The following is a 13,968-nucleotide window of genomic DNA, read 5'->3' on the forward strand; positions in this document are numbered from 1 at the left end:
TACAAACATGGGGCGGCATACAATTCCTGAAACGTTTTAGAGATTAAATCTAAAGTGTATAGTGTTGACGGCCAAACAGGACATGATGTGAGCGTTGAAGTCGATTACGCGAAGATCAAACCGATAATAAAATGACAGGAATTCTCAATGAATACACTAAACAGAGGCGCTAAGATAAGTAATTTACTGCTCAGCATTTCTCTATTGTTTTCTGCACACACTTTTGCTTCCCAACAAGAAAAAACAGATGTAGAAACTGACTCTCCTTTAGCTGAAAAGCAAGATTGGGATGTACTAAATCCCCCTTTCGAGTTGTCTTCAATCAATATAGATACTGACGAAGTGACTTGGTCTAGTTTAGATATTTCTCCAGATGGCAAACAAATGGTGTTTGATACCTTAGGAAATATTTTCATTGTTGATAGTCAAGGTGGTAAAGCCACAGCCTTGACTCAAGATTTTGCTTGGAATATTCACCCCGCCTTTAGCCCTGATGGCAAAAAAATCGCGTTTAGTTCAGACCGCGATGGGTTGTCCAATATTTGGATGATGGATATAGAAAGTGGTGAACTAAAGCAAATCACCAAAGAAAAAAATAACATAATGCACTCGCCCAAGTGGAGCCCTGATGGACAATATATTCTTGCCACCAAAGGCATAATGTCGAGCCGCAGTATTCCCGCTGGGGAAATTTGGATGTATCACTATTCTGGTGGCGATGGTATTCAAATCAAAGCTAGAGTTAATGGCAAAAAAGACCAAAAGAACATTGCTGACCCAGCATTTTCCCCGGATGGAAAGTATGTGTACTTTACCCAAGACATTTCAGGTGGTTTCACATTTAGTTATAACCGTGACCCGTTAAAATCAGTTTTTGCCATCACCCGTTACGATCTAGAAAGTGGCGATGAAGAAAGGTTTGTCAGTGGCACAGGTGGTGCAATTGTGCCTACCCCCTCCCCTGATGGTAAACAACTAGCCTTTGTTCGCCGCATCAAAAACAGAACAGCTTTGTTCGTTAAAAATTTAGCTGATGGCAGTGAAAGAGTTTTGTATCAAGCACTTGAGCGAGATATGCAAGAAGGTTTCGGTAGTGAAGGGTATTTTGCCTATTTCGATTGGACACCTGATTCTGAAAATATTGTGTTTTGGACCGGCGGTAAGTTTCATAAACTCAACGTTAATAGCCTCGAAATTGAAGACATTCCTGTATCCTTATCCACTACCGCACAATATGCAGATGCATTGCGCTTTGATGTGGATGTGGCACCGGATACATTCGATGTAAAAATGATCCGCTGGGCACAAAAGTCTCCCAACGGGAAATCAATTCTTTATCAAGCTTTGGGGAAGTTATATGTCAAAGACTTGAAATCAGGCAAAGTGAAACGCCTAACCAAACAAAATGACCATGATGAATATTTTCCTCGTTATTCCAATGATGGCAAAAAAATTGTCTACACCACATGGAATGATCAAGATCTAGGTACCATTAGAGTGGTTTCTGCACGCGGCGGCAGAGGTAAAGTGATTTCCAACAATCCTGGCCATTATGTTGAGCCTAGTTTTTCCCTCGATGGCGAATTGGTGACTTATCGTAAAACTACAGGAGGTTATTTGCTTTCTCCTAAGTGGTCCGTTGAACCAGGGCTTTATGTAGCTAACCTAGATGAAAAAACCCACACCCGTATATCTAAAAGTGGTGTTGCCCCGCACTTTGCAGGCACAAATGAGCGTGTTTACTTTACCACTGTCGTAGGCGGTACAGCTTATACTGAAACTCAGATAGTTAGTGTTGATTTAAACGGCGAAGACAAACGAGAACATTTGTATGGCGCTGACAAAGTTAGTGAATATCGCTTATCCCACGATGGAAAATGGATTGCCTTTGTTCATCAGTACAATGCCTATATCGCACCGTTTAAACAAATGGGTAAACGACAAAGCATTGGACCTTCGAGCACGGCAACACCGCTTAAACAAGTGTCGAGCCGAGCAGGAGAATACCTTACTTGGTCTCCGGACAATAAAACCCTTTCCTGGTATCACGGCCCTTATTATTTCGAGCGAGAATTGAAAGATGCTTTCGATTTTATGCCAAATTCACCAGCAACCTTGCCTGAACCTGTTAGTGAGGGAATTAATCTATCATTCAGTCAAAAAGCCGATAAACCCGATGGTTACAAAGCTATTGTTGGTGGCACTGTGGTGACCATGCGTGATGCAGATAATCAACAGGAAATCATAGAAAATGCAGTAATACTCATCAACGATAATAAAATTGAGGCAGTAGGAAAAGCATCTGATATTGAAATCCCAAGTTCAGCTTTAGTGATCGATGCGAAAGGGAAAACCATTATCCCAGGCTTAATCGATACCCATGCTCATGGCTCACAAGGAAGTAATGAAATTATTCCTCAACAAAATTGGAGTCAATATTCAAATCTAGCATTTGGTGTCACCACGATTCACGATCCATCCAATGACACTACCGAGATTTTTTCTGCCTCGGAGTTACAAAAAGCAGGTAAAATTGTCGCACCTCGTATTTATTCTACAGGTACGATTTTATATGGTGCAGAAGCCCTCGGTTACAAGGCAATTATTAATAGCCTTGCGGATGCCAAATATCACTTACAACGCCTAAAAGATGTAGGCGCAATATCGGTTAAAAGTTACAATCAACCCCGTCGTGATCAACGCCAACAGGTTTTAACGGCAGCAAAAGAATTGCAAATGATGGTTGTGCCTGAAGGTGGCGGTAAGTTGCAACAAAACATCACTATGGTAGTCGACGGTCATACTGGTTTGGAACATTCTCTGCCTATTGCCAAAGGTTACAATGATCTAACCACATTATGGTCGGCAACAAAGTCGGGATATACCCCAACCTTTATCGTTTCTTATGGAGGCTTGATGGGTGAGGAGTATTGGTACGATCGTACTGAGGTTTGGAAGAACCCACGCTTAATGCGCTACACACCAGCGTATATTATCGACCGTCGTTCAATTCGTCGACCTACCGCTCCTGACAATCAATATAACCATTTTGATGTTTCGTCTTACGCTAAAGAACTTAGAGATAATGGCGTCAGCATTCACATCGGTGGCCATGGTCAACGGGAAGGTTTGGCTGCACATTGGGAACTTTGGTCCATGCAACAAGGTGGATTCACGCCTTGGGAAGCCCTTAGAGGTGGAACCATTGATGGTGCTAAACATTTAGGCATGGATAAGCAAATAGGCAGCATTGAAGCTGGAAAAGTGGCCGACTTAGTCGTCATTGATGGTGATGTATTGACCGACATTAGGCGCAGTGAGTATGTTGATTACACGGTAATTAACGGACGCATCTATGCAGCTGCGAGCATGAACGAAGTCAACAGCAAACAAAAGCGACAAGCATTCTTCTTTGAACAAGATAATCAAAGCTTTATGCCTAAAGAAACTCAGATTAGAGTCCACGAAAAAGCCAAACAACATAACTGGGTGCACCAGCACTGAGTTAATAGGTAGAAGATATAAGGGCGCGTTAAGCGCCCTTATAGATTAAGCCTGTTATGAACTTGTGTAGTTAATTACACTCGAAAATACATAACCTGAATGATTTATATTAAACTTACCCTAGAAGCTGATTCTGTTTATTTGCTTAGTTCTGCAAATAGTGGGATAAAACACATTGATGTTTCAGCTCAATCTAGCTAAATGAAGTAAATTAGGAGTATTGGCACATGGATTTATTATTCGACTATATTTTTACCGTACAAACAGCATTACTGATTTTTGTAATTGTTCTCATTAAGTCATCAATTAAATTCGTACCTCAAAACCGCGCTTTCTTAGTAGAACGTTTCGGAAAATTTCAATCCACAAAAGAAGCTGGATTAAATTTCATTATCCCCTTTATTGACAACGTGGCCGCCGACCGCTCTTTAAAAGAACAAGCAGTGGATGTTCCCGAGCAAAGTGCTATCACCAAAGACAATATCTCTTTATCAGTAGATGGCGTGTTATATTTTCGAGTAATGGATCCTTATAAAGCAACCTATGGCGTAGATAATTACGTGTTCGCCGTTACCCAGTTAGCCCAAACTACCATGCGTTCTGAACTGGGAAAAATGGAGTTAGATAAGACGTTTGAAGAACGTGACATGCTCAACACCAATATTGTCGCAGCCATAAACGATGCAGCAGGCCCTTGGGGCATTCAAGTACTTCGTTACGAAATAAAAGATATTGTGCCCCCTCAGTCAGTCATGGAAGCCATGGAAGCGCAGATGAAAGCAGAACGTGTTAAACGTGCGCAAATTCTGGAGTCCGAAGGTGACAGGCAAGCTGCAATTAACCGAGCCGAGGGTAATAAAGCATCAGTAGTATTGGCTGCAGAAGCCGACAAAGAAGAGCAAGTATTGCAAGCCGAAGGTGAAGCGAAAGCCATAGTTGCGGTTGCCGAAGCTCAAGCTGAAGCACTACGTAAAGTCGGTGTTGAAGCCAATACGGTTGAAGGACAAAAAGCCATTCAATTAGATTTGGCCACAAAAGCCATAGAAGCAAAGCAAGCCATTGCCAAAGAGTCATCTATCGTTCTACTGCCCGATGGTTCAACAGAACCAGCCTCTGTCGTAGCCCAAGCCATGACGGTGATTAACTCAATGAATAAAGGCAACTAAAAATGGAGTTAATAACGAACAATTTAGCTGAAAGTTTAATTGTGCTTGGTTTAGTTATGTTAGCCATTGAAATTGCCATTTTAGGGTTTGCAACTTTCATATTATTTTTTGTCGGTGTAGCATCTGTTTTAGCAGGCTCCCTTATGTATATTGGCATGATTCCAGATACATTAATGAGTGCGACCCTAACAGTCGGTATTCTTACCGCTGTTAGCGCTGCTTTACTATGGAAGCCGCTCAAGAACATTCAACAAAATGTGGATAAAAGGCCAGCCCAAAGTGATTTAATCGGTCATCGTTTTTTGTTGCAAGAAAACGTCTCTATCACCGAAAATCCCTATTATAACTATTCAGGTATTCAATGGCAGTTAAAAAGTGCTCAGCCAATTTCCGCAGGCAGCGTGGTTAAAGTAATAAAAGCAGAAGTTGGTCTGTTTTACGTGGAGGCGGTTGAATAACCCCTTAGGAATTAGCAATAGTTTAACTCAGCAAGAGAGATAGGTATGTCAGCTAAAGATATTGAACAATCATTTGTTATCCTAAAACAAACCGTTCCCTTGCTGGTTAAACATAAAATCCCTGCAGACCCCACCAACTACGCTCTGTGGTATACCTATGTTAGCAATGGCTCACCAGAATTAAACGAACAGTTAGACGCTGCCGTGGAAAGTGATTCTCCAATTTCCGAACTGAAAGCTAAAGATCTGTATCGCAATTTTGTTTCAGACGAAAAAGTAAATGTGTGGGAATTACGACAGTCACTTGAGGGCATGATGCTTGAGTTGTCACAATCTCTTAAAGACACAAAGTCGGAAACCCAAGATTACAAAAATCTTATGGACAGCTGTATTGACGATTTAAGTAAAGTTGAAAAAGAAGGTTGGTCAGTGGAAGAAGTGTTAGGGCTGGTACGCAATATGGTCAAAGAGTCCCAAGTCATCAGGCAAAGCACCATCAGCTTTAATGGAGCCCTTGCCAGTGCTGAAAAAGAAATTGTACGCCTCAAAACTCAACTTCAAGCAAGTCAACAAGAGGCTCTTTATGATGCGTTAACGGGATTGTGCAATCGTCGCTACTTCGACTCCGAAATTAATACTAAGCTAAATCTAGATAAATGTTGTTTAGCGCTGATTGATATTGATCACTTTAAGAAGATAAACGACAACTATGGTCACCAAATGGGTGACTTAGTATTAAAAGCAGTAGCTAAAAAAATTCAAAGTTGCTGCAGAGAGCAAGCCCAAGCCTTTCGCTACGGTGGAGAAGAGTTTGCAGTCATAATGCCAGGGGTAGAACAATCTCGTGCTCGACAAATGGCCGACGTAATGCGGCGTCAAATCGAAAAAATTAACGTTAAAGATCGTCGAACAGGAGAATCTTTAGGTGATATCACCGTTTCCATTGGCGTTGCACAATTAGAGTCAAATAAAGATTCCGCGCACTTTATCGAAAGTGCAGATAAATTAATGTATGAGGCAAAACGTCTCGGCCGAAACCGAGTTATGCCCATGGGATAATTAGCTTTTTGCTCCATGATAAATTGCTAAATTAGGATTTTTACGTCAAAACTACCCCCTAAATCTGCAAAAACACTAAAATCTTAAATATTTAGAAGATTAAAAACGCTATATTTTTGTAAAATAACTACCTGAAATTAATGATTATTTTCGCTAAAACCAGGCTTTATTTATAAGCTGCTGATTTTTAAAGCAAATGAAACAATGTAACCTGGCGAAAAGTTTTGTATAATGCCGCGCAATTTTTTATTAGACACAGAGTGGACCAATGTCAGACTTATCTCATTACAGAAATATAGGTATTTTTGCCCACGTTGACGCGGGGAAAACTACCACCACCGAACGTATACTAAAACTTACCGGTAAAATTCATAAAACCGGTGAAGTACATGACGGTGAATCAACAACAGATTTCATGGAACAAGAAGCAGAGCGCGGGATTACTATCCAATCAGCTGCTGTAAGTTGTTTTTGGAAAGATCACCGCTTTAACGTAATCGATACTCCGGGACACGTTGACTTCACAGTAGAAGTATATCGTTCACTTAAAGTTCTAGATGGCGGAATCGGTGTATTCTGTGGATCTGGTGGTGTAGAGCCACAATCAGAAACTAACTGGCGTTATGCGAACGAATCAGAAGTTGCCCGTGTCATTTTTGTTAACAAACTTGACCGTATGGGTGCTGATTTTTACCGTGTTGTTGGCCAAGTGAAAAAAGTACTTGCTGCTAACCCATTGGTTATGACACTACCTATCGGAATCGAAGATGATTTTGTTGGTGTTGTTGATGTTCTAACTAAACAAGCATACATCTGGGATGACACTGGTCTTCCTGAAAATTACAAAATTGAAGATGTTCCTGCTGACATGGTTGATAAAGTAAACGAATACCATGAAATGTTAGTTGAAACTGCTGTTGAGCAAGACGACGACCTTATGATGGCTTACATGGATGGTGAAGAACCTTCTATTGAAGACCTTAAGCGTTGTATCCGTAAGGGAACACGTGATATGTCTTTCTTCCCAACATACTGTGGTTCAGCTTTCAAAAACAAAGGTATGCAATTAGTACTTGATGCTGTTGTTGATTACTTGCCTAGCCCAACTGAAGTAGACCCTCAACCTTTGACTGATGAAGAAGGTGTTGAGACTGGTGAAGTAGCTACTGTATCTGTTGATGAGCCATTACGTGCTCTAGCATTTAAAATTATGGATGACAGATTTGGTGCTTTGACCTTCGTTCGAATTTACTCTGGTAAGTTGAATAAAGGTGACACTATTCTTAACTCATTTACAGGTAAAACTGAGCGTGTTGGCCGTATGGTTGAAATGCAAGCAGACGACCGTAATGAATTAAGCAGTGCACAAGCTGGTGACATCATTGCAATCGTAGGTATGAAGAACGTGCAAACTGGTCACACACTATGTGATCCTAAGCACCCTTGTACTCTTGAAGCTATGGTATTCCCTGAGCCAGTAATCTCAATCTCTGTTGCACCTAAAGATAAAGGTGGTTCTGAGAAAATGGGTATCGCTATTGGTAAAATGGTTGCTGAAGATCCATCTTTCCGTGTTGAAACTGATGAAGATTCTGGAGAGACTATCCTTAGAGGGATGGGTGAACTTCACTTGGATATCAAAGTCGATATCTTGAAGCGTACCTATGGCGTTGATCTTGAAGTTGGTCAACCTCAAGTTGCTTACCGTGAAACTATTACTCAAGCTATCGAAGATTCTTATACTCATAAGAAGCAATCTGGTGGTTCGGGTCAGTTTGGTAAAATCGACTACCGTATTCGTCCTGGAGAGCCAGGTTCTGGATTCAAGTTCACTTCAAGTGTAGTAGGCGGCAACGTCCCTAAAGAATTCTTCCCAGCTATCGAGAAGGGTTTTAAAGGCATGATGGAAAACGGTGTTCTTGCTGGTTTCCCTGTGTTGGATGTTGAAGTTGAATTATATGACGGTGGATTCCACGCCGTGGATTCATCTGCAATTGCATTCGAAATCGCAGCAAAAGGTGCATTCCGCCAATCTATTCCTAAAGCCGGACCTCAACTTATTGAACCAATCATGAAAGTAGACGTATTTACGCCTGAAGATCATGTTGGTGACGTAATCGGTGACCTTAACCGTCGTCGTGGTATGATTAAAGACCAAGAAGCTGGTGTAACAGGTGTTCGCGTTAAAGCAGACGTGCCACTTTCTGAAATGTTCGGTTACATTGGTTCACTTCGTACAATGACTTCTGGCCGTGGTCAATTCTCTATGGAATTCAGCCATTACATGCCTTGTCCAAATAATGTTGCTGAAAAAGTTATCGCTGAAACTAAAGAGCGTAACGCTAAGAAGTAATTCTTAGTTTTAGTTAACGAATCTAAAAACCCGATTTTTTAATCGGGTTTTTTATTATCTAAATTCTGTTTAATAAGTATTAGTTTGAATTTAAAGAAAAATTATTTAACACCACTAAAAATTCTACAAACAAGTACAGTTTTGGGTAAAAAAACTGCCAACTTTTGAAAATTTAGTTAATATTTAGGTTATCCTTAGGATAGAACATATGGAGAAATGACCATCGTTACGCATGTTGTAATCGATAATCACGGAAGAAGCCAAGGAAGCTTATATGAAAACCAGTCTATTTTTTGCGTTGCTATTATTCTGTTCATCTGTATTAGCCAACGAACTCCCCATAGAACAATTCTCTAAACACAGTGACTATTTAGATATGACCATCTCTCCCGATGGTAAGTATTTTCTCGCCCGAGTTCATCATGAAGGTGAAGTGAGCTTGATATTCTTAGATGCTAAAAATATGAAAATTATTGGCGGTGTTAGACCCAAAGAAGGGGATGCCATTCATTCAGCCCAATGGGTTAGCGATGAACGAGTGATGTATCAGTTTGCAGAAAAACGATTGCGATACGATGCTCCAATTGCAACGGGTGAGTTATTTGCGATTAATGTAGACGGTAGTAAACAGGAAATGCTCTATGGATATAGAGCTAGAGATAATGGAGATCGTGGAACAAGAACGAAAAAAAGAGAAGCAAGTTACGCCACACCTGAAGTTATTAGCTTATTGGAAAATGACGAAAAGAACATCCTGATCTTAGAACACCCATGGACCTTAGAACATAATACTTGGCATGACTTACGTAAAAAACATTCGGTTATTTATAAATTAAATATCTTTAATGGTCGTAAATCCAAAGTGGAAGTACTCCCCCACCCCGGAGCACAAGCGATAGCCAATAAGAAGGGGGAAATTAATTTTATCAAATGGACTGATGAAAAATTAGAGCCCCATGGTGCATATAGAAAAAATGGCGATGCCGAATGGCAAGAGATTACAGATGCATTAGGAATCAAAAAAAATTTAATTCCAATTTACACCAGTGAAGATGGCAACCAGGTTGTCCTATCTGGGAGTTACGGTAACGCAGAATTTAACACTTATTACGTTTTAAACTTAGTAAGCGGACAATTGAGCCCAATCTTTGATGATTTAGTTGCAGATATTGTGTATAGCAATAAAGACCCATTAACCAATATGCCCGTAGTCGGGGTTTCCTACCCTGGTAAACCTAAATATCATTATGTTGCTCAAAACAACACCGCGAAACTACATGGGATGTTAGTTGAAGCCTTTGCAGGACAAAAAGTTAACATTACCAGCGCAACCAAAGATGGAAAGAAGTTGTTATTGTATATTTCTAGTGATGTAAATCCTGGCGAATATTATATTTTTGACACCGAAAAAATGGGCGCTGAGTTTATTTGGTCAAATCGTTCTTGGTTTGATCCTCGAACTATGGCATCTAAGCAACCCTTTCAATTTACCACTGATGACAACATGCAAATACATGGTTACTTAACCATGCCCACAGGCTTAGAAGAAAATCAAAAACCACCTATGGTCGTTCTTATCCATGGTGGACCTCACGGTATCAGTGAAACTTGGGGATTTGATAGTGAAGTGCAGTTCTTAGCCAACCGCGGATATGCCGTGTTACAGGTTAATTTTCGCGGCTCTGGGGGTTACGGTAAACAATTTGAAAGAGCGGGTTATCGCCAATGGGGTGGCAAGATGATCAAAGACATTACTGACGCGACTAAATATATAGTGAAACAGGGTTATGTGGATGGCGATAAAATGTGTGTTTATGGCGCAAGTTACGGTGGTTATGCTGCCTTAATGGCCAGTGTTCGCGAACCAGACCTTTTCAACTGCACCATAGGCTATGTGGGGATCTATGATTTAAACTATGCCTATACCGACAGTATTTACATGAAAAGCCTCGGCGGCAGAGGATATTTTGAAAAAGTATTAGGGACTAATACTAGAGAGTTGGCAGAGTATTCGCCGGTGAATTACGCAGACAAAATCAAATCGGACGTACTGTTAATTCACGGTGAAAAAGATTCTATTGTTTCGGTCAAGAATGCCCACGCCATGTTAGCCAGCTTCGAGGCCGTTGGCAAAAATGTGTCCTATATTAATTTCGAGAAAGGTGGACACGGCTTATATCAAGAAGCAGGTCGTAAGCAATTATACAGCGAACTAGAAAGGTTTATTGATCAGAACATTGGTAACTAAGGATAACGCATTTATGGCAACGGCTTGAGTGATAAACACAGTCGTTGCCTTTATTCAAAACAGCCTTCTTGCTATATCAGTTTTAGCGCAAAACCCTTACACTAACCCCACTAAACTATTTTGCTACCAATCAATTTAATCTGTTATGACAATAGCCCAAGGCAAACGCCTCAATAAATACATCAGTGAAACTGGCCTATGTTCTCGCCGTGAGGCAGATAAACTCATCGAACAAAATAGGGTCACTATCAACAATAAAATCCCAGAGTTAGGCACTAAAGTGTTTGATGGCGATGAAGTCAGGGTTGACCGTAAATTAATAGGTGCCACACCGAGTAATAAATCCGATCGAATATATATTGCTTACAACAAACCCGTTGGCATCACCTGCACCACGGAAAAGCATGTAAAAGGCAATATTATTGATGCGATTGGTCATAAACAAAGAATTTTTCCTATAGGTCGTTTAGATAAGCCGTCTGAGGGATTGATTCTACTCACCAGTGACGGCGATATTGTAAATAAGATATTGCGCGCTGAAAACGCCCACGACAAAGAATATGAAGTTACGGTCACTCAGCCTATCAGTGAACGATTTTTAACGCGCATGGCCTCTGGAGTGCCAATTTTAGGTACAGTCACCAAACCTTGTAAGGTTAGTCCATTAGGAAAATACAAATTCAAAATTATTTTAACTCAAGGCTTAAATCGACAAATTCGTCGTATGTGTGAGTTTTTAGGGTATGAGGTGAGTAAATTGAAACGTACACGCATCATGCACATTGATTTATCACGACTTTATCCCGGTCAGTGGCGTAATTTGACTCCTACTGAAATGCAAACCTTAAATGAGTCTCTAAAACACTCCCAAAAGACTGCCAATGAAAACCCACAGTAGTCAATAACTCCTGTGGGTTGTGCCCCATCAACTAATTGTGTGCGGCTGGCAGTAAACCTTGAACTGGTGCAGGTAATAATTTCAATATTAGACTACGGCTAACTTGCCAAAAAGCGGACAATAACAATAACGTCGCGCCAATACACAAACCGGTAATAGCAAAACTATAACTAACCATTCCGTAGGTTTCTAATAATGTAGAAAAGGCATAAATCACATATACCAATGCGGACACCATTATTGCGCGCCTATCCACAGCAATTGAAATAGTCGCTAACAAGACATAAAGCCCAAGTACCACTAGCGATATCGACAGACCTCCTACTCCTTGCAAGATACCCAAGGATGTAAAGATAGGGTGCACAATAAGTGGTGCAGCGGCTAGATGCAGCCAAAATGCCACATCCGAAGAACGGGTTTGACGTTTACGATCCGAGGCATCCCAATACATTGCCAAACCAAAAATAGCAATCCCAGAACAAAGTAACAATGTATTTACCCAAGTTACCGCACTAGGAACTAATACTATAACGAGTGCGATGATACTGCTGCTAATCGCTGCGGCACCAGCTGCAACAGTAATAGGTACTCGAAATCGTCGCCAGTGTATCACTGCTGCCAGAGCACTAAGAATACCCGCTATCAAAAATGATATTTCGTTTGGTTGTTGCTGATTCACTAGCGGCGACGCAAAAACGCCACCTAAAAATGTCAACAACAACATGATTGCTGGCAACGCCATTCTGCGCTTTAAAACAAAAAACTCAGCTAGCAGCCAAGATGCAACGGCAACGCCAACAGATCCTAACAAAGGCGAAAGATGGTAACCAAGAAACCCTATTGACGCTAAGAGTAATCCGCTAGCAATAACAACGAAAATATCGTTAAAGCCGCTAATTAATCGAAAGTTTTCTTCATCTGCAAGTGAGGTGTTTTTCAGCGTGGCAATATGAAGTTTAAACTGGGAAACTGAATGTTCTGTAAATATTCCAGCCTCCACTGCTTGATGTAAGTCTTCATCGTTGTACATAGATTGGCTCCAATTTTTTGGTTGTATTAGTGCTGCGAACAGATAAATTTATTGGTGTTCAGCAATAAACGAACCAACAATAAAAATCATATAGTTTCAATTGGTTACAAAAAACAAAGATCATTTATACTAAACTAGTTTTGAGTTTTAGCAAAAAAGTAGTGAATTTAACCTGCGAATTACTCTTTATGGCGAAATCACGGTTTCCCAACTCCAATCGAATAAAGGCAAGCCTACCCCATCGATTAGTCGTTGGTATTCGATACGATCGAGTGCCTTAGCAACGACTTTATATTGAGACCTGTACTTGACGGCGCGGGTAGTGAGTAAATCAAAGCGTTTATCGGCATTTTCAGAAAAATCTACATCACGCAGCTTTTCAATACGAATACTGGTGTTGTAGTACTCTACTACGTATTCTAAGAGGCGGTTTTGTATCAATAACATTTTTTTATTGACTAAGTGTCCACACATACCTTTTTCAGCTATGGCATTGGTGAATCCTCTTTCAGTAAAATCAGTTGCACTTAGTGCCAAATCTAAAGAAACTTTCCAATACTGAGTGATTAACTTTAAATATTCTGAGGAAATATGCTGATTTTTCTGAACTTCGGGCGAGTTTAATTCCTCCAAAATATCTTGGGAAAGCATATCAAGCGTGACGAGAAGACGATTAAAATTGAACATCTTAGATTTTTTGGCAGCAAAACCTCAAGGCTATAACTTCACAGCGCAATTGGTCAAGTGTCCTTAGTGGTTAAATCTCAACTTCACCTGTAGGTGGGTGTTTTAACCCCGCGGTAGGTTGAATCAATTCCATGGCCTAAAGGCCATGCTACAAACCGCGTCTTGATGAACCTCTCCATGGCTTGTAGGCGGGTGCTTTAGCCCCGCGGTAGGTTGAATCAATTCCATGGCCTGAAGGCCATGCTACAAACCCTGCTTGTTGAACCTCTCCATGGCTTGTAGGCGGGTGCTTTAGCCCCGCGGTAGGTTGAATCAATTCCATGGCCTAAGGGCCATGCTACAAACCGCGCTTGTTGAACCTCTCCATGGCTTGTAGGCGGGTGCTTTAGCCCCGCGGTAGGTTGAATCAATTCCATGGCCTAAAGGCCATGCTACAAACCGCGTCTTGTTGAACCTCTCCATGGCTTGTAGGCGGGTGCTTTAGCCCCGCGGTAGGTTGAATCAATTCCATGGCCTAAAGGCCATGCTACAAATTACGGGCACAAAAAAGCCGCTCATAAGAGCG

The 13,968-nt window shown here is 41.0% G+C and carries 9 protein-coding genes; 7 read left to right on the forward strand and 2 right to left on the reverse strand.

Going from position 1 to position 13,968, the window contains the following annotated elements:
• The first annotated feature begins 147 nt into the window (after window positions 1-147).
• The 7 genes from AB6T38_RS17230 to rluF all read left to right on the forward strand — a co-directional run bounded on the left by AB6T38_RS17230 (window position 148) and on the right by rluF (window position 11,686).
• Window positions 148-3,504, forward strand: coding sequence for an amidohydrolase family protein (locus AB6T38_RS17230; protein WP_372548483.1), 3,357 nt, complete (start codon window positions 148-150; stop codon window positions 3,502-3,504).
• A gap of 227 nt (window positions 3,505-3,731) precedes the next feature.
• The gene (locus AB6T38_RS17235; RefSeq protein ID WP_348490140.1) at window positions 3,732-4,670 is read left to right on the forward strand and encodes a slipin family protein; all 939 of its coding nucleotides are present in this window, start codon (window positions 3,732-3,734) and stop codon (window positions 4,668-4,670) included.
• A 2-nt stretch (window positions 4,671-4,672) separates the two neighbouring features.
• Entirely contained in the window at window positions 4,673-5,128 is a 456-nt protein-coding gene (locus tag AB6T38_RS17240; protein ID WP_372548484.1) for an NfeD family protein, read from the forward strand.
• A 45-nt stretch (window positions 5,129-5,173) separates the two neighbouring features.
• Entirely contained in the window at window positions 5,174-6,187 is a 1,014-nt protein-coding gene (locus tag AB6T38_RS17245; RefSeq protein ID WP_372548485.1) for a GGDEF domain-containing protein, read from the forward strand.
• 268 nt (window positions 6,188-6,455) lie between these two features.
• The gene (fusA, locus tag AB6T38_RS17250; RefSeq protein WP_372548486.1) at window positions 6,456-8,540 is read left to right on the forward strand and encodes an elongation factor G; all 2,085 of its coding nucleotides are present in this window, start codon (window positions 6,456-6,458) and stop codon (window positions 8,538-8,540) included.
• 274 nt (window positions 8,541-8,814) lie between these two features.
• Window positions 8,815-10,788: an alpha/beta hydrolase family protein gene (locus AB6T38_RS17255; RefSeq protein ID WP_372548487.1), complete on the forward strand. Its 1,974-nt coding sequence runs from the start codon at window positions 8,815-8,817 to the stop codon at window positions 10,786-10,788.
• Between the two features lie 145 nt (window positions 10,789-10,933).
• Entirely contained in the window at window positions 10,934-11,686 is a 753-nt protein-coding gene (gene rluF / locus AB6T38_RS17260; RefSeq protein WP_372548488.1) for a 23S rRNA pseudouridine(2604) synthase RluF, read from the forward strand.
• Between the two features lie 31 nt (window positions 11,687-11,717).
• Here rluF and AB6T38_RS17265 read toward each other — a convergent pair whose 3' ends face one another.
• Together AB6T38_RS17265 and AB6T38_RS17270 are read right to left on the reverse strand one after the other, a co-directional pair.
• Window positions 11,718-12,716: a hypothetical protein gene (locus AB6T38_RS17265; protein WP_372548489.1), complete on the reverse strand. Its 999-nt coding sequence runs from the start codon at window positions 12,714-12,716 to the stop codon at window positions 11,718-11,720.
• Between the two features lie 186 nt (window positions 12,717-12,902).
• Window positions 12,903-13,403: a hypothetical protein gene (locus AB6T38_RS17270; RefSeq protein WP_372548490.1), complete on the reverse strand. Its 501-nt coding sequence runs from the start codon at window positions 13,401-13,403 to the stop codon at window positions 12,903-12,905.
• Between the last annotated feature and the right edge of the window lie 565 nt (window positions 13,404-13,968).

The sequence above is a fragment of the Aliiglaciecola sp. SL4 genome (assembly GCF_041538045.1).
Taxonomy (GTDB): domain Bacteria; phylum Pseudomonadota; class Gammaproteobacteria; order Enterobacterales; family Alteromonadaceae; genus Aliiglaciecola.